16 protein-coding genes are annotated in these 21,619 nt (G+C 60.8%); 10 read left to right on the top strand and 6 right to left on the bottom strand.

Annotated features, from left to right (window positions below):
- Positions 1-138: 138 nt before the first annotated feature.
- Positions 139-1,089, bottom strand: coding sequence for a LysR family transcriptional regulator (locus ABS758_RS05040; protein ID WP_350381175.1), 951 nt, complete (start codon positions 1,087-1,089; stop codon positions 139-141).
- Between the two features lie 151 nt (positions 1,090-1,240).
- Between ABS758_RS05040 and xdhA the strand changes: the two genes are divergently transcribed.
- The 6 genes from xdhA (at position 1,241) to ABS758_RS05010 (ending at position 9,748) form a co-directional block, all read left to right on the top strand.
- A complete protein-coding gene (xdhA, locus tag ABS758_RS05035; protein WP_350381173.1) occupies positions 1,241-2,725 on the top strand; it encodes a xanthine dehydrogenase small subunit in 1,485 nt (494 codons plus the stop codon).
- A gap of 10 nt (positions 2,726-2,735) precedes the next feature.
- On the top strand, positions 2,736-5,117 hold the full coding sequence (gene xdhB, locus ABS758_RS05030) for a xanthine dehydrogenase molybdopterin binding subunit (RefSeq protein ID WP_350381171.1): 2,382 nt from the start codon (positions 2,736-2,738) through the stop codon (positions 5,115-5,117).
- 5 nt (positions 5,118-5,122) lie between these two features.
- Entirely contained in the window at positions 5,123-6,160 is a 1,038-nt protein-coding gene (gene xdhC, locus ABS758_RS05025) for a xanthine dehydrogenase accessory protein XdhC (RefSeq protein WP_350381169.1), read from the top strand.
- A 56-nt stretch (positions 6,161-6,216) separates the two neighbouring features.
- Positions 6,217-7,545, top strand: coding sequence for a guanine deaminase (guaD, locus tag ABS758_RS05020; protein WP_350381167.1), 1,329 nt, complete (start codon positions 6,217-6,219; stop codon positions 7,543-7,545).
- Between the two features lie 70 nt (positions 7,546-7,615).
- Positions 7,616-9,112, top strand: a complete 1,497-nt coding sequence (locus tag ABS758_RS05015) for an AMP nucleosidase (protein WP_350381165.1) — start codon at positions 7,616-7,618, stop codon at positions 9,110-9,112.
- An 87-nt stretch (positions 9,113-9,199) separates the two neighbouring features.
- Positions 9,200-9,748 (top strand): YaeQ family protein, encoded by a 549-nt coding sequence (locus ABS758_RS05010; RefSeq protein ID WP_350381163.1) that lies wholly within the window; start codon positions 9,200-9,202, stop codon positions 9,746-9,748.
- Here the strand turns inward: ABS758_RS05010 and ABS758_RS05005 are convergent.
- The 4 genes from ABS758_RS05005 to ABS758_RS04990 form a co-directional block, all read right to left on the bottom strand.
- Positions 9,745-10,497: a TSUP family transporter gene (locus ABS758_RS05005; RefSeq protein WP_350381162.1), complete on the bottom strand. Its 753-nt coding sequence runs from the start codon at positions 10,495-10,497 to the stop codon at positions 9,745-9,747. The genes ABS758_RS05010 and ABS758_RS05005 overlap by 4 nt on opposite strands.
- A gap of 86 nt (positions 10,498-10,583) precedes the next feature.
- Positions 10,584-11,609, bottom strand: coding sequence for a DctP family TRAP transporter solute-binding subunit (locus ABS758_RS05000; RefSeq protein ID WP_350381160.1), 1,026 nt, complete (start codon positions 11,607-11,609; stop codon positions 10,584-10,586).
- 310 nt (positions 11,610-11,919) lie between these two features.
- The gene (locus tag ABS758_RS04995) at positions 11,920-13,218 is read right to left on the bottom strand and encodes a TRAP transporter large permease (protein ID WP_350381158.1); all 1,299 of its coding nucleotides are present in this window, start codon (positions 13,216-13,218) and stop codon (positions 11,920-11,922) included.
- The gene (locus tag ABS758_RS04990; protein WP_350381156.1) at positions 13,215-13,739 is read right to left on the bottom strand and encodes a TRAP transporter small permease; all 525 of its coding nucleotides are present in this window, start codon (positions 13,737-13,739) and stop codon (positions 13,215-13,217) included. The genes ABS758_RS04995 and ABS758_RS04990 overlap by 4 nt, the downstream gene beginning before the upstream one ends.
- Positions 13,740-13,923: 184 nt before the next feature.
- Between ABS758_RS04990 and ilvB the strand changes: the two genes are divergently transcribed.
- The 4 genes from ilvB to ABS758_RS04970 all read left to right on the top strand — a co-directional run bounded on the left by ilvB (position 13,924) and on the right by ABS758_RS04970 (position 18,628).
- On the top strand, positions 13,924-15,699 hold the full coding sequence (gene ilvB, locus ABS758_RS04985) for a biosynthetic-type acetolactate synthase large subunit (RefSeq protein WP_350381155.1): 1,776 nt from the start codon (positions 13,924-13,926) through the stop codon (positions 15,697-15,699).
- Between the two features lie 168 nt (positions 15,700-15,867).
- Positions 15,868-16,848, top strand: coding sequence for a TRAP transporter substrate-binding protein (locus ABS758_RS04980; RefSeq protein ID WP_350381153.1), 981 nt, complete (start codon positions 15,868-15,870; stop codon positions 16,846-16,848).
- A 4-nt stretch (positions 16,849-16,852) separates the two neighbouring features.
- Positions 16,853-17,341, top strand: coding sequence for a TRAP transporter small permease (locus ABS758_RS04975; RefSeq protein WP_350381151.1), 489 nt, complete (start codon positions 16,853-16,855; stop codon positions 17,339-17,341).
- Between the two features lie 9 nt (positions 17,342-17,350).
- Positions 17,351-18,628, top strand: coding sequence for a TRAP transporter large permease (locus ABS758_RS04970; RefSeq protein WP_350381149.1), 1,278 nt, complete (start codon positions 17,351-17,353; stop codon positions 18,626-18,628).
- Positions 18,629-18,775: 147 nt separating this feature from the next.
- Here ABS758_RS04970 and ABS758_RS04965 read toward each other — a convergent pair whose 3' ends face one another.
- Positions 18,776-21,487: a DNA topoisomerase III gene (locus tag ABS758_RS04965; RefSeq protein WP_350381148.1), complete on the bottom strand. Its 2,712-nt coding sequence runs from the start codon at positions 21,485-21,487 to the stop codon at positions 18,776-18,778.
- Positions 21,488-21,619: the final 132 nt, after the last annotated feature.

Below are 21,619 nucleotides of genomic sequence, written 5' to 3'. Positions count from 1 at the left end.
ATTCTAGGGACAAGGTTTTGCGCTGTGCGTGGCCGTCGATGATGACGGTTATCAATTCTGGCTGATAGTTGTCGCCGCGCCCGCAACGCATTGACGGTGCGAAATAGGGCGCGGCAAACCCGTGGCCGGGTGCGATTTTTAGAGGGTTTCGGGGGGTGCTTGCAGGCTGGCCTGCAGCATGGAGGCGACCCGCACAATGCACTGGCGCAGCCAGATGACTTCGGCTGCGCCGTGGCAGCGATGGTGCCACAAAAGATAAAACCGCATGCGTGGAAACGGAAACGGCGAGGGTAAAACAGTGATGGGCAGGTAGCGGGCGTAATGCTGGGCAAACTGGCGCCCCGTGGTAAAGATAAGGTCAGTGCGCAGCAGCATCCCGGCCACCTGACCGAAATACGGGATGGTCATCTGGATATTGCGTCGCAGCCCTTCGGAGGCCAGATAGCCGTCGATAAAGCTTTGCCGCTCGGAGACGTACGGAAACGGCGCCAGGTGCGGCATCTCGAGGTATTGCGCCAGGCTGAGCTCGCGGTGAGCCACGGGGTTCTGGCTGCCCACCATGCACACCACTTCGTCGTCGAACAGCCGGGCCATGTGCATCTGCGGGGGCGGCTGCAGCCAGTTGCCAATCACCACGTCCAGGCCGCCGTCTTCGAGGCCCTCCGCGTAGTCGTAATCGGCGTTGATCGGGTGTACGATGAACTTGGCATGCGGCGCTTCGCGGCGCAGGGTTTCGGCAATATTGGGCAGAAACATCGCATCCAGATAATCCGGCGCGCCCAGATGAAACTCTCTTTCTGTTGTGGTGGGGTCAAATGCGCCAGGCGGCTGGGTAATACGCCCAATGGCCGATAAAGCCTCGTTGGCATAGGCCAACAGCTCCAGGCCGCGCGCAGTGGCTACCATCCCCGTTTTGCTGCGTACCAGGATGGCATCGCCAGTGATGTCACGCAGGCGCCGCAACGAATTGCTGATCGCGGGCTGTGACAATCCCAGTTTGATGGCCGCGCGCGACACGCTTTGCTCGGTCAGCAAAATCTGCAGGGTGCGCAGCAGGTGGGTATCCATAGAATCGCGGGGTTTGCTCATGGGCTTCATTATTCACGGCATCGGCAGCGGCGTCCATGGTGGGGGCTGTTCATCCCCCCTGATACTGGCCATCATCACCAGTGAATACTGCAGCCATAACCTTGGTGCTATCTTGGCTGATAACACAAGGCTAGACTAAAAAGGTATCACGATGGAGACAACAGCCATTCGTTTTCAGTATCGGGGCCAGATCCACGAGGTCACCGATCAACCCACCACCCGTACGGTGCTGCAGTATCTACGAGAAGACCTCGGCTGTACAGGCACCAAAGAGGGCTGTGCCGAAGGTGATTGCGGTGCCTGCACCGTGATGGTGGCCGAGCCCGACGGCAAGGGCGGTGTGGCGATGCGTGCGGTCAATTCCTGCATTCAGTTTCTACCTACGCTGGATGGCAAGGCCTTGTATACGGTCGAAGACCTTCGTCAGCCTGATGGTGCGCTGCATCCTGCGCAACAGGCCATGGTGGATTGCCATGGTTCGCAATGCGGGTTCTGCACCCCGGGGTTTGTGATGTCGTTGTGGGGCATGTATCTGGCCCATGGCCCGCAAGATCCCGCCCCCACCCGCACCCAGATCGACGATGCATTGTCCGGCAATTTGTGCCGCTGCACGGGCTACCAGCCTATTGTGCGGGCGGCCACCGAAATGTATCAGTACCCCGAAGTCGCCTTTGATCGCGCCGGCCTCGCCAAGGCACTGGCCGCCTTGCATCGCGATGATGTCTTTACCTATACGCATGGCGATCACACGTTTCATGCCCCGCGCACGCTGGCCCAGCTGGCCCAGTTGCGCCTGGATTACCCCGATGCACGTATCCTGGCCGGCAGCACCGATGTTGGCCTGTGGGTCACCAAGCAGCAACGTGATTTGCCGCACCTTATTTATATCGGCCAGGTGGCCGAGCTGCGCGACATCCACACCGAAGGCGACGATCTCCTGATTGGCGCCGGCGCCTTGCTGAACGACGCCTACGATGCACTGGTCGAGCGTATTCCCGAGCTGGCCGAGCTGCGTCAACGCTTTGCTTCTTTTCCGATTCGCAATGCCGGCACCCTGGGTGGCAATGTGGCCAACGGTTCTCCCATTGGCGACTCCATGCCGGCCCTGATTGCGCTGGGCGGCTCCATTATCTTGCGCCGTGGCGATGCCGTGCGCGAGATGCCGCTTGAGAGCTTTTACCTGGCCTACCAAAAGAATGCAGCTCAGCCAGGCGAGTTCGTGCAGGGGCTGCGAGTGCCGGTCAATGTGGCCGGCCGCCAGTTCCGTGCCTACAAGTTGTCCAAGCGCTTCGACCAGGACATCTCGGCGGTGTGTGCCGCATTTGCGGTGGTGCTGGATGATGCCGGCCGGGTGCAGCAGCTGCGCACCGGTTTTGGTGGCGTGGCAGCAACGCCGTGCCGAGCGCAGGCTGTCGAGGCGGCCGTGCAAGGCCAGGCCTGGAGCGAGACCACGGTGCAAACCGCCATGCAGGCTGTTGGCCAGGATTTCAAGCCACTGACCGACATGCGTGCCAGCAGCGAGTACCGTTTGCTGGCCTCACAGAATTTGCTGTATCGCTTTTATCTTGAAACCGCCCCTGGCGCGCCCTTGGCGACGCATCAGGTGAATACGGCCAATCTGGCCGAACTTGCTTGAGGAGGCCATCATGAACATGCGTGTCAATATTCCGCTTGAACTCGACCGTCTGGCTGTTGCCAACGACAGCATCCCCCACCCGGTGGTGGGCGAGCCCGCTGCCGGTGCAGCCAGCCCCCACGAATCCGCCGTCCTGCATGTCAGCGGCGAAGCTACTTACACCGACGATATCCCTGAACTGCGCGGTACGGTCTATGCTGCGCTGGGCCTGTCCGACAAGCCGCATGCCCGCATTACCGGGATGGACCTGGATGCCGTGCGCCAGGCCCCGGGTGTGCTGGCCGTACTTACCGCCAAGGACATCCCTGGCAAGAACGATTGCGGCCCGGTCATCGAAGATGATCCCATCCTGGCCGATGGCATCGTGCAATACGTGGGTCAGCCCATGTTTGCCGTGGTGGCCCGTAGTGTCGACCAGGCCCGCCGCGCTGCGCGCCTGGGCAAGATCACCTACGAGGATCTGCCCTTTTTGCTGACCCCCAAGCAGGCCAAGGATGCCGGCGTGGGCACCACCGACGAGCTCCGCCTGCTTAAAGGTGATGTGCAAGCGGCGCTGGACAGCGCCCCGGTGCGCCTGACAGGCACGTTTTCCTGCGGTGGACAAGAACAGTTCTACCTCGAAGGCCAGATTGCCTACGCCATCCCGCGCGAGAAAGACGGCATGCTGGTGTTGTGCTCTACCCAGCACCCCACCGAGATGCAACATGCTGTCTCTCATGCCCTGAACTGGCAGCGCCATCAGGTCGAAATCGAGTGCCGTCGCCTGGGCGGTGGCTTTGGCGGTAAAGAGTCCCAGTCAGCCCTATTTGCCTGCGTGGCGTCTGTGTGCGCGGCCAAGCTGCAGCGCCCCGTCAAGCTGCGGGCGGATCGCGACGATGACATGATGATCACCGGCAAGCGTCACGGCTTTTATTTTGAGTACGACGTGGGCTTCGATACCGAGGGCCTCATCCAGGGCGTGCGTCTGGATATGACCTTGCATTCCGGGTTCTCGGCCGATTTGTCTGAAGCCGTGGCCAGCCGTGCGTTGGCGCACTTTGATAATGCCTACTACATCCCGGCTGCCGACATCCACACCATGTGCGGCAAGGTCAACACCCAATCAGCCACGGCATTTCGCGGCTTTGGGGCGCCCCAGGGGGCACTGGTCACCGAGGTCCTGATTGATCGCGTGGCCCGACAGCTGGGCAAGGATCCGCTGGATATCCGCTACCTTAATTTGTACGGCACCGATACGCGCAACACCACGCCGTATGGTGAAGTCGTCGAAGGCAATTTGCTGCACCCCATCATCAGCGAGCTCGAAGCCAGCTCGGATTACCGGGCGCGCCGCCAGGCCGTGCAGGCGTTCAATGCCAGCAGCCCGGTGCTTAAAAAAGGCCTGGCGCTTACGCCCGTGAAGTTTGGCATCTCGTTTAATGTGCCGGCCTTCAACCAGGCTGGTGCCTTGGTGCATATTTATCGCGACGGCTCGGTGCTGCTGAACCATGGCGGCATCGAAATGGGCCAGGGCCTGAACACCAAGGTGGCACAGATTGTGGCCAATACCCTGGGGCTGGATCTCGAATGCGTGCGGGTCACCGCCACGGACACCTACAAGGTGATCAACACCTCGGCCACCGCAGCCTCCACGGGCTCGGATCTCAATGGCAAGGCGGCCGAAGACGCCGCACTGACCCTGCGTACCCGCCTGGCTGATTTTGCAGCCCGCAAGTATGGCGGCAAGGCTGATGATGTTACCTTCGCCTGGCGCCAGGTGAGCGTCAATGGCAAGACCTTGCCCTTTGCGCAGCTGGTTGAAGAAGCCTACTGGGATCGTGTGCAGCTTTGGTCTGACGGCTTTTACAAGACCCCGGACATCAGCTGGGACAAGGCCACCAGTCGCGGCAATCCGTTTTACTACTACGCCTTTGGTGCCGCGGTGTCCGAGGTAGTCGTGGATACGCTGACTGGCGAGTGGAAATTGTTGCGGGCCGATATCCTCCATGATGTGGGTGCTTCCATCAATCCGGCCATCGATATTGGCCAGATCGAAGGCGGCTACATCCAGGGGATGGGCTGGCTGACCACCGAAGAGCTGGTGTGGCGCGAGGATGGCCGCCTGACCACCCATGCGCCGTCCACCTACAAGATCCCGGCCATCAGCGACTGCCCGCGTGATTTCCGCGTGCGGTTGTTCAAGGCGCGCAACCACAAGGATTCCGTGCACCACTCCAAGGCGGTGGGCGAGCCCCCGCTGGTGCATGGCGTCAGCGTGTTCAATGCCATCTGCGAGGCGCTGGCTTCCCTGGGCGACGGCCATGTCTCGCCGGAACTCAGTGCACCGGCCACCCCCGAAGCCATTCTCAAGGCGGCCCAGGGACTGCGGCAACGCAAGGCCGTGGCGGCCTGACGCATATGTCGACGACGGCCTGGATCGATCAGGCGCTTTGGTGCCTGAACCGGCAACAGGCGGTGGTGCTGATCACCGTCGCGGCAGTGCGTGGTTCCGCGCCTCGCGAGGCCGGTGCCAAGATGCTGGTGTCAGCAGGCCATCAGTGGCTGACGATTGGCGGCGGCCAGCTTGAGTGGCAGGCCACGCATCTGGCCCGGCAACATCTTCAGCACCCCGGCCAGCCGGATCGCTGGGTGCAGGAGATGCCGTTGGCGGCCTCGGCAGGCCAGTGCTGTGGCGGGCTGGTTACCCTGCTTTTTGAGCAGCTGCAGCCTGGCGACCAGAGCTGGCTGCAGGATTGCCACGATCGTCTGCATCGGCAGGAAGCGTTTGAACGCGAGGTGGGGGTAGGTGCGCCAGGGGTAGCCGCCTGGGTGCGCCTGCAGGCGCCGGGGGCAGCCTCCAGGCCGGCCAACCGGTTTCAGGCAGCCCGCCTGTTAAATCCGCAAGATGCCCGCGGCTGTGCGGTGCTTGCAGAGCCGCTTATGCCGGATCCTCTGCAGGTGATGGTGTTTGGCGCCGGACACGTGGGCCAGGCCCTGGTCAGCATTTTGGGCACTTTGCCGTGCCAGGTTACCTGGGTGGATACGCGCGACGGGATGTTTCCCGACGCCGTGGCGCCCAATGTCACCATCGAAGCCACCGATACGCCCGAGGCCCTCATCGAATATGCTCCGCCCGGCAGCTGCTTTCTGGTGATGACTCACGATCACGCACTGGATCAGCACCTTTGTGAAGAGCTGCTCAAACGTGACGACACAGCTTACATTGGCCTTATTGGCTCGGCCACCAAGTGGCATAAGTTTCAACAACGTTTTCGGCTGCGCGGGATTTCGCCCGACCGCTATGCCCGCATCACCTGTCCCATCGGCGAACCCGGCATCGAAGGCAAGCAGCCGGCTATCATCGCCGTTTCGGTTGCCGCCCAGTTGATGCGTCTGCGCACGCGCCTCACACAGGCTCCCAGCCTGTCTGGCGTGGATGCTGCCATGGCGCATTGATACCCCTTTGCACAGGCTTTGCCGCAGGGCAGCCAATACAAAAACCAGGAGACTCCATGACCTCATCGTCAACCATCCCCGCTGTGTCCGAGGTTCAGGCCTATCGCGCGCAACTGCTGTATTTTCGCGATACGCCCAAGGCAGAGGACGAGGCTTGTGAATGGATCCGCGATGGCCTGTTGGTGGTGTGTGATGGCCAGATCCAGCATTGTGGCGAATATGATCAACTGATCAAGGATCTGCCACCGGGCATCGCAGTGCACGATTGGCGCGGGCGCCTGATTACTGCCGGTTTCATTGATACACACATCCACTATCCGCAGACCGACATGATTGCCTCGCCGGCACCCGGCCTGCTGCCTTGGCTGGAAACCTATACGTTTCCTACCGAGCGCCGCTTTGAAAATCCCGAGTATGCGCAGGAGGTGGCGCGGTTTTTTCTGGATGAGCTGCTGCGTTGTGGCACCACGACGGCACTGGTGTATTGCACGGTCCATCCGGGCTCGGCCCAGGCCTTTTTTGAGGAAAGCCACAGCCGCAATTTGCGTATGGTGGCCGGTAAGGTGATGATGGACCGCAACTGCCCCGAGTACCTGCGCGACACGGCTGAAACCGGAGCCCGCGACAGCGAAATGCTGCTGCAACGCTGGCACGGTACCGGACGCCAGATGTATGCCCTGACGCCGCGCTTTGCCCCTACCTCCAGCCCCGAGCAATTGGGGCGCTGCCGCGAGCTGGCCCAGCAATACGACGATGTCTTCATCCAGTCGCATGTGTCTGAAAACAAGGATGAAGTGAAATGGGTGATGAGCCTGTTTCCCGGCCATCGCAGCTATCTGGATATTTACGACCACTTTGGTCTGCTGCGTCCGCGTGCGGTGTACGGCCATTGTGTCTGGCTGGATGACGATGACCGCCGCCGCATGCGTGATGCCGGCGCGGTGGCGGCACATTGCCCCACTTCCAATCAGTTTCTGGGCAGCGGCCTGTTTGATTTTGCCGCTGCGCGGAATTTCTCCATGCCTGTCACGCTGGCAACCGACGTGGGTGGCGGCTCGTCGTTTTCGATGCTGCAAACCATGAACGAAGCCCACAAGGTGGCCCGCCTGTCAGGCCATCACCTGACCGCCCGGCGCATGTTCTGGCAGGCCACGCAAGGCGCTGCCAAGCACCTGGGCCTGACGGGCCAGGTGGGCACACTGGAACCCGGTGCTGAAGCCGATTTCATTGTGCTCGACCCCCAGGCCACGCCATTGCTGGCACGCCGCACTGCGCGCGTGGAGTCGCTTGAAGAGCTGCTCTTTGCCCTGGCCATGCTGGGCGATGACCGTGCCATTGCCGCCACTTATGCAGCCGGACGGGAAGTGCACCGCCGGACGAGCTAATCGCGTCACAAGATCAGGTCGATGGGGGGCTCTGTCATCCCATGGTCACCCGAACCTGCCATAATCAGGCATGGACAAATACGCTGATGCACTCCGCCCGACCCGGCTGCCGCCACTGGTGCCGTTTTCCAGCTATACCGATGCCGATGCAGCGGTTGAGCAGCTGATCAAGCTGTACCAACGCAACACTGCATTCATTCGGGATGCGTTTCGCGAGTACGGTGCCGGCACGCTTGAGCTTGGTCAACGGGTGCGGGCCTGCTATCCGGCTATCCGGATCCGGATCAATACCTATCCCGAAGTCGACAGCCGCCTGTCGTACGGGCATCTGGTCGAGCCCGGTGTCTACATGACCACCGTCACCCGGCCCACGCTGTTTCGCGATTATCTGCGTGAGCAAGTGCGCCTGCTGTTGCGCAACCACAATGTGCCCGTCGAGATCGGTGAGTCCGATCTGCCGATCCCGCTGCACTTTGCGTTCCCCGAGGGCGAGTATGCACAGGGTGAGTACTCTGAAGTGCCGGGGCATACGCTGCGCGACCACTTCGATGTGCCCGACCTTGCAGTCACCGATGATGCCATTGTCAATGGTACCTGGCGCGGGCGGCCCAATCAGCCGCGGCCACTGGCGCCGTTTACCGGACCGCGGGTAGATTACTCACTGCAGCGCCTGCAGCATTACACAGGCACGTCGCCCACACATTTTCAGGACTTCGTGCTGTTTACCAACTACCAGTTTTACGTGGATGAGTTTGTAAAATGGGCACGGGCCACCCTGGCCAGCGGCACGGGCGGTTACCAGGCGCTGGTGCAGCCAGGTAACCATATCGTCACCCGCGAAACCGCTACCCAGGAGGCACCGGCACTGGCGTTTACGCCCCAGATGCCTACCTACCACATCACCCGCGAGGGACACACCGGCATCACCTTGATCAATATCGGTGTGGGGCCGTCCAACGCCAAAACCATTACCGATCACGTGGCGGTGCTGCGCCCATCGGCCTGGCTGATGCTGGGCCATTGCGCCGGCCTGCGCACCACACAGCGCCTGGGCGATTACGTGCTGGCCCATGGCTACGTCCGTGAAGACCACGTACTGGATGACGACCTCCCTTTGTGGGTGCCTGTGCCGCCGTTGGCAGAGGTGCAGGTGGCACTAGAGCAAGCCGTGGCCGAAGTGGCCGGCCTGTCGGGCTGGGAGCTTAAGAAAATCATGCGTACCGGTACGGTGGCCACTATCGACAACCGCAACTGGGAGCTTCGCGACCAGCAAGAACCTGTGCAGCGCCTCTCGCAGTCGCGGGCTATTGCACTGGATATGGAGTCTGCCACCGTCGCGGCCAATGGGTTTCGTTTTCGGGTGCCGTACGGCACCCTGCTGTGCGTGTCCGACAAGCCTTTGCATGGTGAGCTTAAACTGCCGGGCATGGCCAGTGCGTTTTACCGCACACAGGTCAATCAACACCTGCATATTGGCATCCGGGCGCTGGAGCACCTGCGGGAGATGCCGGGTGAGCGCCTGCACTCACGCAAATTGCGCAGCTTCATCGAGACTGCATTTAAATAGACCTGGGTTTGGCAAGGAGGTGTCCGGGCAGCCACCTTGTCCTGTCTCGCTTTCAGGCCTGAGCCTTCATTTTTCAGAGATTGTTCAATGGCATTGCGCGCCACTGTTTTCAAAGCCGACCTTCACGTTGCCGACAACGACCGTGGCTATTACGCCAGCCACGCGCTTACCGTGGCCAGACATCCCTCGGAAACCGACGAACGCCTGATGGTGCGTTTGCTGGCGTATGCGCTGTGGGTTCAGGCAGATGAGCGCCTGGTGTTTACGCGGGGATTAAGCGACACGGATGAGCCGGCGCTCTGGCAGCTGGATCTCACGGGTGCCGTCGAGCAGTGGATCGAAGTGGGCCTGCCAGATGAACGCCGTCTGCTAAAAGCCTGTGGACGCGCCGGGCAGGTGATGGTGCTGGCCTATGGGCGCGGGGTAGACCTTTGGTGGGCGGGTGTGCGCAACAAGGTGGCCCGGGCTGCCAATTTGCAGGTGTACTGCCTGGATGCTGACGCCAGCAGGGCTTTGGGCGAGCTGGCCCAGCGCAATATGAGTCTGAGCATCAATGTGACGGATCGCAATGCCTGGGTGTCTTGTGATCGGGGCGATGTGAGCCTGGATGTGCGCCGCCTGCACCCTGCAGATTAATCAAAAAAAATCATTTTCAGCGATACGGCAACCGCCATCAGCACCATCAAGACGCGGATGAGCTGATGGCCTCGTGTCACCACCAGCCGCGCACCGATCGTGCCACCGATCCATTGGCCCACCAGCAAGGGCAGGCCATAGGCCCACCAGATATTGCCGTGCAAGGCATAAAAGATGACTGCCGACAGATTACTGCACAGATTGAGAAGCTTGGCATGAGCCGTGGCTTTGACCAGGTTCATGCCAAGCAGCGTCACCAATGAAATGGCTAAAAAGGTGCCCGATCCGGGGCCAAAAAAACCGTCGTAAAAGCCGATCAGCGGTGCGATGCAAAGTGCATACATGCCCGTGGTGATGCGCTGGGTGCGATCTTGTGCCCCTACTTTTGGTGACAGCAAAAAATACACGGCAAAGCCGATCAGCAGCACCGGGATGACTTGCCTGAGTACGTTGCTATCGATGTGGGTAAGCGCAATGCCTCCAACCAGCGACCCCAGGAGCGTACCCAGCATCATCCGGCGGCTGCGCTTGAGATCGAGCTGACGGATGCGTAAAAAATGGATGGTGGCTGCAGCCGAGCAGGCAAACCCGCCGATCTTGTTGGTGGCGATGGCGGCCCCCGGAGGCAGCCCCACAGCCAGCAGCGCGGGAATGGTGATCAGGCCGCCGCCCCCGGCGATGGCGTCAATGGTGCCGGCCATCATGGCGACAAAAAACAGCAGTACGACAATGTCGAAAGAGATTTCCATGGTGGCCGGGAGGCTGGATAAAATGCAGACAGCCAGTCGGGAGACTGGCTGTTCAGAGACGCAAACGTCTGGTGGACGTTGCTATCTTAACGCTTGGCGATGTCTTCCTGGGCTTGCTTCACCAGATCAGCGCCAATCTCCTTGGACCATTTGTCGAACACGGGTTTGGTGACTTTCGCAAATGCATCGATTTGCTCTGGCGACAGGACGGTAACCGTGACGTTATGGCTTTCGATCTCCTTGAGCAGCGAGTTATCGGTGTTGGTGACACCCTTGCGTGCAATCACGATCTCTTTTTTGCCGGCTTCGATGGCCGCCTCACGGACGATCTTTTGATCGGCAGGAGACCAGGTGTTCCAGACGTCCTTGTTGACCACGAAGATCAACGGATCGGCGACGTAGTTCCAGAGGCTGAGGTATTTTTGGCCGACGTCGTACAGCTTGGCACCGGCGTAAATGGACAGTGGGTTTTCCTGGCCATCTACTGCGCCACTGGCCAGCGCGGGTTGTGCGTCTGCCCAGCTCATTTGGGTGGGGTTGGCGCCCAGCGCGGTAAAGGTGTCGATGTACAGCGGCGAACCCACAACGCGCAGTTTCATGCCCTTGATGTCTTCGGGTGCCTTGACTTCACGAACCGAGTTGGACAGCTGCCGGTAACCGTTTTCTCCCCAGGCCAGGGGTACCACGCCTTTTTTGCTCAGGGTGTCAAAAATGTGCTGGCCGACTTTACCCTGGGTGAGTGCATCGATGGCCGGGTAATCGGGCATCAGGAAAGGCAGCGAGAACAGATTGAGCTCTTTGACCTGCGGCGACCAGTTGATGGTGGAACCAATGGCCATGTCGATCACGCCCTGGCGGATGGCGGTGAACTCGCGGGTTTGGTCGCCCTGCACCAGAGAGGTGCCTGGGTAGACCTTGATGTTGATGCGCCCGTTGGTGCGCTCGCGCACCAGATCAGACCAGATCACCGCCCCCTGACCCCAGGGGAAATTGGTGCCCACCACAATGGACAGCTTGTATTCCGATTTGTAGTCGGCCGCCTGGGCCGGTAGCGTCGTGGCCAGGGCCGTGACGGCCAGGGCTGCGGCGCCGATGAGTCGTGTGAAATGCATGGTGTAGTCTCCTCTCCTGAAAAATCCGCAGTCCTCCCGGACCACGTGTGAAATTTGTATCCCTGATTGATGCTCTCGTCAGCGCGAAGCGGCTGCCGCCCCTCTTTTCGTCCGCCACAACTTGGGTCCACGCCGCCCCTCTTTTCGTCAGCCTGGACATGTGGGGTGTTGCAAGCACTGTTGGAGCACACTCGTCCATCCGCGGCGCAGCCGCAAAATTGCGACCTGTGCTTGCAACCCCCCACATGTCCGGGCGAGGTCTGTGAAAATGACCCTCACAACAGCCTTCCCCGCGAGATCCAGCAAATAATCAGTATCCCAGATAATGCGGCAACCATAACGCAATCTGCGGAAAAACCACCACCAGAATCAGTGCGCACAACATGCCGCCCACCAGCCACAGCACCCAGGGCACCGTGGTTTCCATGGGGATACGGGCAATTTTGCTGGAAACCATCAGGTTAACCGCCACAGGCGGCGTAAATTGCCCCACTGCCACCATCAGTGTCAGCACCACGCCCAGCCACACCAGATCCCACTGAAAAGCCATGGCCACGGGCTGGATCAGCGGCACGAAAATCAAGAAGATGGAAATCCCGTCGAGAAACATCCCCGCCACGATAAGCAGCAACACCAGCAGCGTCATCACGCCGTAAGAGCCCAGGCCCGAGTGCACGATGGCCTTGGTGATGGGATCGATGATTGACAGGGTAGAGAGCGACCAGGCAAAAATGCCCGCCAGTGTCACGATCATCATGATCACGGCGGAGAGCTCGCCGGCTTCGCGCAAAATGGGGAATAAATCCCGCCAGCGCATGGTGCGATGCACAAAAAATCCGATGAACAGGCCGTAGAACACCGCCACCACGGCGGCTTCGGTGGGAGTGAAATACCCCATGCGCATGCCGCCCAGGATGATCACCGGGGCGGCCAGCCCCGGGATGGCCTCGAACAGGCTGCGCCAGAATGCCGGGCGTGGCTCTTTGCGGGATTCGGCGCCCATATTGTGGCGCCGAGCCAGCCACACGGCCGGGATGATCAGGCCAATACCGGCCAAGATGCCCGGCAGCATGCCTGCGGCGAACAGGGCGGGCACCGAGGCCTGAGGTACCAGGATCGAGTACACAATCATGGCAATGGAGGGCGGGATCAGGATGTCGGTGGCAGCACCTGCCGCCACCACGCTGGCCGAGTAGGCACGCGGATAACCGGCGCGGTTCATGGCGCCAATCATGATGGCGCCCACAGCGGCGGCACAGGCCGGGCCCGAGCCTGAAATGCCCCCCAGGAACATCGCCACCGTGATGGTGACCACGGCCAGCATGCCCGGCCCGTTGCCGGTGATGGACTGTGCCAGGCGCACCAGCTTTGCGGCCACGCCCGAGCGATCAAAAATGGAACCCACCAGCACAAACATCGGGATGGCCAGCAGCGGGTACTTGGCCAGGCCAGCATAAAAGCTTTGCGATACCGCCATCAGCCCAAACCAGTGGGTATCGGGGTTGGCCAGGGCGATGGCCAGTGTGCCGGCGCCACCCAGGGCCACGCCCACGGGCACGCCGATGACCATCAGGATGACAAACAGGCCAAATAACAGGGAGGCAATCATCGTGGCAGCCTCCAGGTGCGCAGCAGCATCCCGGCTAGCCGCAACGTGATGATGCCCGCCAAAACGGGCAGCCACATCGAATACCACCAGGTGGGTACTCCGATGGCGGGCGAGGTGTCGCCCCAGTTGAATTCATCCAGTGCCATGCGGCCCAGCAAAACCGTGAGCACCGCGAAAAACAGCAGGCAAATGCCATCCGAGAGCAGCGCCAGCCGCCGCTGGCGGCGGGCAGTGCCGCCATCGGCGATGAGTTCGATGCGGATGTGCAGGCGGCGCACAAATGCCGACGAGCCCGCGCTCATGGTAAGCACCACCAGCAGAAAAATGGAGATCTCTTCTGTCCAGGCAAAGGACTGGTCGGTGAGGTAGCGCACGATGACATTGGCCAGCGTGATACACGCCAGGGTAGCCAGGCTAAGCACGGTAAGCCAGTCTTCGAAGCGTAGCGAGACGCGGACGGCTGGGTCGGGGCTGGGGATGTCGAGAGGCAGTGCAGGGTTTGGTGCGGGCTGATCGGACATGAATACGCAGGAGAGAAGACAAATGGCGGGTGCCCAAAAGGCACTGAACTACAGCATGCTACTGCGGATTGAGCGGTTTGCCAGCCCGGGAGATCCCGTGGAAACCACCTGCCTGGTGGGGTTGGTGGCGGGGGAAACGAGATACACTGGGTCTTGTTCTTTCTCCACTCTCAGGTTCTGTCCCGTGAATGCCCCCGCCCCTGCGCCGCTGCGCGATGCCTCCGATCAAATATCCGCTGGCCGCAATGGCGCCGAGGTCTTGCTGGATACCCTGATTGCCCTGGGTGTGGACACCGTTTTTGGTTATCCAGGTGGGGCGGTGCTGCCCCTGTACGATGCCCTGTATGCCCAGCCAGGTATCCATCACGTGCTGGTGCGCCACGAGCAGGCCGCTATGCATGCCGCCGAGGGGTACGCGCGGTCTACGGGGCGCCCGGGGGTGGTGTTTGTCACCTCCGGCCCGGGGATGTCCAACACTACAACCGGCTTGCTGGATGCCTTGTGTGATTCCATCCCGGTGCTGTGCATCAGTGGCCAGGTGGCGTCCAGCGCCATCGGCACAGACGCCTTCCAGGAGTGCGACGCTGTGGGCATCTCGCGGCCGGTCACCAAATGGAATGCCCAGGTGCGGCGCATCGAAGACGTGGCCGACCTCGTGGCCAAGGCCCTGCGTCTCACACGCGCCGGGCGTCCGGGCCCTGTGTTACTGGATTTCCCCAAAGATTTACAGATGGCGCTGGTGCCGCCCGAGCATCAATCGCCGGTGGCCGAGCCCGAGCCTGCCGTTGAAACCATGCAACCGGCCGCCGAAGCCGCTATCAAGCGGGCGGCGGCGCTGATTGCCAAGGCGCGCCGGCCTGTGTTTTACGGTGGTGGCGGGTTGATCAACTCGGGCGTGGATGCCTGCCACGCATTTGGATCGCTGGTGCAGGCCACTGGCGCGCCATGCACCCTCACGCTGATGGGCCTGGGGGCTTTTCCGGCGGCCGAGCCCCAGTTTCTTGGAATGCTGGGCATGCATGGCACCCTGCAGGCCAATCTGGCCATGCACCATGCCGATCTCATCATTTGTGTGGGCGCCCGGTTTGACGATCGCATCACGGGGCGTTTGTCCGATTTTTGCCCGCATGCCGACAAAATCCATCTGGATATCGACCCCGCTTCCATCAATAAAGTGGTGCGGGCCGATGTGGCGCTGGTGGGAGATTGTTATCCGCTGCTGCGCGCCCTGCACAAAGAGCTGGGCCAATATGCGCTGGATGCTGGCCGGCTGGCCGACTGGTGGCAGCGCATTGGCGTGTGGCAGGCCCGCGATTGCCTGAAGGTAACGCCCTCGGCCGATGTCATCCTGCCGCAAGATCTCATGCAGCGGGTCGATCGCCTGATCGCCGGGCGCGATGCGATTGTGTCCACCGATGTGGGCCAGCACCAGATGTGGGCCGCCCAGTATATTCACCTGGATCGCCCCAATCGCTGGTTAACCTCGGGCGGGGCGGGCACCATGGGTTATGGCTTGCCGGCAGCCATCGGCGCGCAGGTGGCACACCCCGACAAACCCGTGGTGTGCATCAGTGGCGATGCCTCGGTGCTGATGAACATCCAGGAGCTTGCCACGGCGATGCAGCATCATGCCCCGGTCAAGGTGATCCTGTGCAATAACGGCCATATGGGCATGGTGCGCCAGTGGCAAGAGCTGATTCACGAAGGCCGTTACAGCCACAGCTACAACGCGTCGATCCCCGATTTTGTGGCGCTGGCCGGTGCCTTTGGCTGGGGGGCTGCCCGGGTGGATCACCCGCGCGATCTCGACGCCGCGCTGGCCGCCTGCATGGCACACGATGGCCCGTATTTTCTGGATGTGGCCGTGGTGCCCCTGCAAAATTGTTTCCCGATGATGCCGGCTGGCTACGGCCATCAGCAGGTGATGTTGTCCGAAGACACCTGGTACGTCGAAGAATAATCTGCCTGCCTGTTGCGGTGATCTGAGTCTCTCGCAGGCGCATGGATTGTGGATATCCCCAGGTTTGCCCGCGTTGCGGGTAAGGAGCGCTTCGTGTTAGAACTTTACCGGTTCAACAACCTGCCATTACCTGTTTGGCCAGGGCTGTCCGCACTCACAGGAGACATCATGCATCACGCTAAGAAATTTGCCGGCTGGCTGGCCGCCGTGGCCCTTGTGGGCCTTACTGCAAGCGGGCCGGTACTGGCCCAAACCACGCTCAAGATGGCCTATGCGCTATCCGAAAGCTCGCACTACGGAGCAGGTGCTGCCGCCTTTGCCAAAACACTAGAGGCCAGCACACCCGATTTCAAAGTCCAGCAGTTTCCCAACAGCCAGCTGGGTGGCGAGCGCGAAGTCATCGAAGGCCTGCAACTGGGCACCATCGATCTGGCGATTGTGTCTACGGGGGCCACGCTTAATTTTGTGCCGCAAACCGGTGTCTTCGACATCCCGTTTTTGTTCCGTGATCTTGCTCATGCCCGCAAGGTATTGGACGGCAAGATTGGTCAGGACATGCTGGCCGAGTTTCCCAAGCGCGGCCTGATTGCACTGGCCTGGGGTGAACAAGGGTTCCGTCACCTCACCAATAATGTGCGGCCGGTCAAAGAGCCCGCCGACATCAAGGGTTTGAAGATCCGCACCACCGAAAACCCCATCCATATTGCCGCGTTCCGCGAACTGGGTGTGCTGGCAACGCCCATGGCCTGGCCTGAAGTGGCCACCGCCTTGCAGCAAGGCACCATCGATGGCCAGGAAAACCCCCTGTCCGTGATTGTTTCCGTCAAGATGTGGCAGCTGCAAAAATACCTGTCGCTTACCGCCCACGTGTACGGCCCGGCATTGGTGTTGATGTCGCCCGCTGTCTACAACGGTCTGTCGGACGCTGACAAGGCCAAATTCAAGGCCGCCGGTGTGGCCAGTGCCCAGGCCATGCGCCAGTTTGTTGACAAGGTCGAGAAAGACGGCCTTGAAACCCTCAAGGCCAATGGCATGCAGATCAATACAGTGGATCATGCCGCCTTTGTAAAGGCTGTTCAGCCCGTCTATCCCCAGTACTACAAGCAGTTCGGCAAAGAACTCGTCGAAGCCATTCGCGATACGCAGTAAGCCGATGCGCGCACTAGGAGTACTCGACCGTTTTCTCTCCTGCTGGGTGTCCCGGCTTGCACAGGCTCTGTTGTGGTCGTCCGTGGCCGCCGGGTTTTATCAGGTGATGGCGCGCTTTGTGCTTCAGTCGCCATCGGCCTGGTCCGAGGCCTGGACACGGGCGTCCATTATCTGGGCTGTGATGCTGGGCGTCTCCCTGGCGTTTCGCCAGGGCGCCATGCTGGGGGTCGATCTCCTGCACAATCTGCTGGCACGGCGCAAGGCGCGGCTGCTCGAGCATCTGGTGCTGGCGATTGTGGTGTGTTTTTTAGGGTTCCTGGTCTGGATCGGCGCAGACATGACATGGCGGGTACGTTTTCAAACCACGCCCAGTCTGGGTTGGTCCATTTCCTGGATCTATCTCTCCATTCCGGTAGGGGCCCTTTTGTCGCTGCTGGGGGCGCTGGCCTATTGGGCCGAAGACTCCCGTGTTCCCTATGTTGAAACCGTCTAGGAGCTGATCATGTCGCAACTCATGGTCGTCTCCATGTTGCTGTTTTTTGGGCTTACCGTGCCCGTGGCCGTGTCCATCGGGCTGGCCACCATGGCTGGGGTCGGTTTCGACGGCCACATGACCTGGCTGGTGATTGCCCAGCAACTGTACGCTGCGCTGGATAAATACCCTCTGGTGGCGGTGCCGTTTTTTATCCTGGCCGGCAACCTCATGGAGCAAGGGGGCATCTCCGAGCGCATGGTCGAGTTTGCCAAGAGTGTGGTGGGTGGTGTGCAGGGCGGCCTGGCTTGCAGCTGCGTGCTTACCTGCATGATCTTTGCCGCAGTGGCGGGCTCCAGTGTGGCCACCACCTTTGCTGTGGGCGCGATCCTGATTCCGGCCATGGTCAAGCATGGCTATCCTGCGCCCTTTGCCGCGTCTTTGCAGGCTTCAGCGGCCGAGCTTGGCGTCATTATTCCGCCCTCTATTCCCATGATTCTTTACGCCGTGTCCACTGACACATCCGTGGGCGAGGTGTTTATTTCCGGCATCGGCCCGGGCCTGCTGATTGTTGTGGCCATGATGCTTTACGTGTGGTTGTATGCGCGGCGCAATGGCTTGGGTAAACGTGACGGTGAAAACCGCCTGCCTGTCTGGACGGCTTTTGTAAAAGCGTGGTGGGCACTGCTGATGCCGGTGATCATCCTGGGCGGCATCTACGGGGGCGTATTTACGCCCACCGAGGCCTCCGCGGTGGCCGTGGTATATGCCCTGTTTGTCGGCACATTTATTTATCGCCGTCTCACCTTTGCTTCGTTGGGCCGCACGTTTCACCGCTCGGTGGTGTCCACCGCCATCATCATGTTCATCATCGCCAATGCCGGGGTGTTTGGCTTTCTGCTCAACCGGGCCGGGGTACCCATGGCGCTGGGTCACTGGCTGGGCCAACTGTTTGGTAGCGAAATCAGTTTTTTGCTGGGGGTAAACGTTGCGCTGTTCTTTATCGGCATGTTTATCGAAACCTCGGCATCTATCGTGGTGCTGGCCCCCTTGCTGCTGCCGGTGGCCATGCAGTTTGGGGTCGACCCCGCCCACTTTGGCGTCATCATGGTGGTCAACCTCGCGCTGGGTATGGTCACGCCCCCCTTCGGTGTCAATCTCTTTGCCGCCTGCACGGTGGCCAAGGTGCCCATCGAGCGTCTGATTCGTCCGCTGCTGCCGTTTGTGGGCGTGGTGCTGGTCTGTCTGATGATCATCACCTACTGGCCCGATCTCTCGTTGTATTTCCGCGATCTGGTTTACCGCTAACGGTATGGGCTGCATCGGCTGGCGCCGGTGTGGCTGTGTCTGGCGGCAGACGCAGTAGATACCGCCTTTCCTAACGCTGAAAACCACATACCCGGCTGCTCTGCATGGAGCAGGCCGGGTATGTGGTTTGCTGGATCTGCTTGTGTCTCAGAAGGCGGGTGTATCGTCTTCGGGCTGGGTGGCCTTGGCCGCTGGTTTGCGGCGCGTGGTGGCTTTGCTGGCCGTTTTGGCGGTGGCCTTCTTGCCAGCGGAGGCGGTTTTACCGGCGCTTGCCTTGGTGGCCGTCTTGCTGGGAGCTTTCTTGGCCGCCGTGGTGGTTTTTGCCGCTGTTTTGCTGGCAGCCGTCTTGCTTGCAGCCTTGCTGGTGGTTGCCTTTTTGCCTGCCGCAGCCTTGGTACCCGCCTTGGGTGCGCGCGCCTCAAACTCGAAGCCGATCTTGCCATCGGCCTGGCGCACCAGGTAGGCCTTGAACTTGCGGTTGGTGCGGCTGGAGACAAAGCCGTCAAACAGATCGGTTTTCCCTGTGGCCAGCAGTTGCGTCATCTGGTTGGCGGGGATCTCTTGCTGCAAGATCACTTTGCCGCTGCGGAAACTGCAGGTTTTATTGGGCCCGGTGGCATGTTCGCAGATGTAGTTCATGCCGTGCTCGTATACCTGGCCGCCACACTTGGGGCAGGGGCCCAGGGCCGTCTGGCCGGAGAAATCAACGGGCTCGGTGTCCTCGTCTTCTTTCTGGCCAAAATCAAACTCAAGCTTGAATTCATCGGTGATGCGCAGCACCGCCGCAAAGGGCCGCCCCATCTTGCTGATGAAGCCAGTCAGGGGGCCCAGCGTGCGTGTTTTCAGCAGCTCTTCAACCTCGGTGACTTCGAAGGTGCGCCCGCCCGGGTGCTTGCCGATCGAGAAGTCGCAGGCGGTGCAGGCATAACGACGGTAGTTTTCCTTGACCACTGCGCCACATTTTGGGCAGGGTGTTTGCAGGGTGGCGTAGTCGCCCGGCACGGTATCGCGTTCGTACTCTTTGGCGCGCTTCACAATCACCTGCGTCATCTGGGCGATTTCGCGCATGAAGGATTCGCGATCCAGCTGTCGCTGTTCGATCAGCTTCAGCTGGTGCTCCCAGCCGCCGGTAAGCTCTGGAGAGGTCAGTTCGTTGACCCCCAGGCCCGACAGCAGCGTCATCAGCTGGCGTGCCTTGGCGCTGGGCACCAGATCACGGCCTTCACGGCGCAGATAGGTTTCGTTGATCAGCCCTTCGATGATGGCTGCACGCGTGGCTGGCGTGCCCAGGCCTCGCTCGGACATGGCTTCGCGCAGGGCTTCGTCATCCACCAGCTTGCCGGCGCCTTCCATGGCAGACAGCAGGGTGGCTTCGTTAAATCGTGCTGGTGGTTTGGTGGCCAGGCCGCGTGCCTCGATGTCTTCGGTGCGTACACGTTCGCCATCGGCTACGGCCACCAGAGAGCTTTCGTCGCCTTGCGATTCGCGGCCATAAATGGCCAGCCAGCCCGGTGACACCAGGATCTTGCCCTCGGTTTTGAAATGATGACCCGAGACCTGGGTGATGCGGGTAGTGACGCGGAACTCGGCTGCCGGGAAAAACACGGCTAGAAAACGTCGGGCGATCAGTTCGTAAATCTTGAATTCGGCATCGCTTAGCTCGCGGGGTATCTGCAGCGTGGGGATGATGGCAAAGTGATCCGAGACCTTTTTGTCATCGAAGATGCGCCGGTTGGGCTTGACCCATTGCTGCTCGACCACTTGCTGCGCAAAGGGCTGCACCGAGTGCGCCACGCTGGAGTCGGCCGCAGACAATACCTGCATGGTTTGCTGCACGGTGCTGACGTAATCCTGGGGCAGGTAACGTGAGTCGGTACGTGGATAGGTCAGGGCCTTGTGGCGCTCGTACAGCGTTTGGGCCAGTGACAGCGTGGTTTTGGCCGAGAAGCCAAACCGCGAGTTGGCTTCTCGCTGCAAGGTGGTGAGATCAAACAACGCCGGAGACATCTGCGTGCTGGGCTTGGATTCTTCTGTTACCACACCTGCTTGCTCGCGGCAGGCACTGACCACGCTTTGTGCCGCGCTGGCCGCCCACAGGCGCGAGTCACGCGCATCGGGGTCTTGCTCGTTTTTCTTGAAATCCGGATCGAACCAGCGGCCTTCGTACAGGCCTGCTGCCGCCACGAAGGTGGCGTGAACTTCCCAGTAATCACGGCTGACAAAGCTGCGGATGCGGTCTTCGCGCTCCATCACGATGGCCAGGGTTGGTGTTTGCACTCGACCCACTGGCGTTTTAAAAAAGCCGCCATCCTTGCTGTTAAAGGCAGTCATGGCGCGCGTGCCATTGATGCCCACCAGCCAGTCGGCCTCGGCACGCGAGCGGGCCGCTGCTTCGAGCGGCTTCATGGTGTCATCGTCGCGCAGGTTGGCAAAGGCCTCGCGGATGGCTGCCTGCGTCATGGACCGGAGCCACAGCCGCTGGATGGGCTTTTTGATACCGGCGTATTGCACGATGTAGCGGAAAATCAGCTCGCCTTCACGGCCCGCGTCACAGGCATTGATCACGGCGCCGACATCCTTGCGCTTGAGCAATTTGACCAGCAGCTTCAGGCGCTCGGAGGAGCGCTTGTCGGTGGGGCTGAGTTCAAATTGTGGCGGGATGACGGGCAGATGCGCAAAACTCCATTTGCCGCGGACGGGGTCGTTGGGCGCCACCAGGCTGAGCAGGTGGCCGACGCTGGACGACAGCACGTACTGCTCGCTTTCGAAGTAATCGCCTTCGCGGGTGAAACCACCCAATGCACGGGAGATATCCAGGGCAACCGAGGGCTTTTCAGCAATAATCAGAGTTTTGGTCATGGGGTTCCATTGGTGGCCGTTTTGCAACCACAATAGCGCGGATCATACGAGGGGCTACCGCAGCATGCAAGTTTCCGTCTCGTCCCCGGTACCGGGCCTGTGTGCCGGAAAGTGCTGCAAAATGGCTTGGGG

It is taken from the genome of Castellaniella sp. FW104-7C03 (genome assembly GCF_040276085.1).
Lineage (GTDB): Bacteria > Pseudomonadota > Gammaproteobacteria > Burkholderiales > Burkholderiaceae_B > Castellaniella.
This window is presented reverse-complemented; position numbering and strand designations above follow the sequence as displayed.

Coding starts and splice junctions, on each gene's coding strand:
- ABS758_RS05040 (WP_350381175.1), bottom strand. CDS start 1,089: ATGAGCAAACCCCGCGATTCTATGGATACCCACCTGCTGCGCACCCTG.
- xdhA (WP_350381173.1), top strand. CDS start 1,241: ATGGAGACAACAGCCATTCGTTTTCAGTATCGGGGCCAGATCCACGAG.
- xdhB (WP_350381171.1), top strand. CDS start 2,736: ATGAACATGCGTGTCAATATTCCGCTTGAACTCGACCGTCTGGCTGTT.
- xdhC (WP_350381169.1), top strand. CDS start 5,123: ATGTCGACGACGGCCTGGATCGATCAGGCGCTTTGGTGCCTGAACCGG.
- guaD (WP_350381167.1), top strand. CDS start 6,217: ATGACCTCATCGTCAACCATCCCCGCTGTGTCCGAGGTTCAGGCCTAT.
- ABS758_RS05015 (WP_350381165.1), top strand. CDS start 7,616: ATGGACAAATACGCTGATGCACTCCGCCCGACCCGGCTGCCGCCACTG.
- ABS758_RS05010 (WP_350381163.1), top strand. CDS start 9,200: ATGGCATTGCGCGCCACTGTTTTCAAAGCCGACCTTCACGTTGCCGAC.
- ABS758_RS05005 (WP_350381162.1), bottom strand. CDS start 10,497: ATGGAAATCTCTTTCGACATTGTCGTACTGCTGTTTTTTGTCGCCATG.
- ABS758_RS05000 (WP_350381160.1), bottom strand. CDS start 11,609: ATGCATTTCACACGACTCATCGGCGCCGCAGCCCTGGCCGTCACGGCC.
- ABS758_RS04995 (WP_350381158.1), bottom strand. CDS start 13,218: ATGATTGCCTCCCTGTTATTTGGCCTGTTTGTCATCCTGATGGTCATC.
- ABS758_RS04990 (WP_350381156.1), bottom strand. CDS start 13,739: ATGTCCGATCAGCCCGCACCAAACCCTGCACTGCCTCTCGACATCCCC.
- ABS758_RS04980 (WP_350381153.1), top strand. CDS start 15,868: ATGCATCACGCTAAGAAATTTGCCGGCTGGCTGGCCGCCGTGGCCCTT.
- ABS758_RS04975 (WP_350381151.1), top strand. CDS start 16,853: ATGCGCGCACTAGGAGTACTCGACCGTTTTCTCTCCTGCTGGGTGTCC.
- ABS758_RS04970 (WP_350381149.1), top strand. CDS start 17,351: ATGTCGCAACTCATGGTCGTCTCCATGTTGCTGTTTTTTGGGCTTACC.
- ABS758_RS04965 (WP_350381148.1), bottom strand. CDS start 21,487: ATGACCAAAACTCTGATTATTGCTGAAAAGCCCTCGGTTGCCCTGGAT.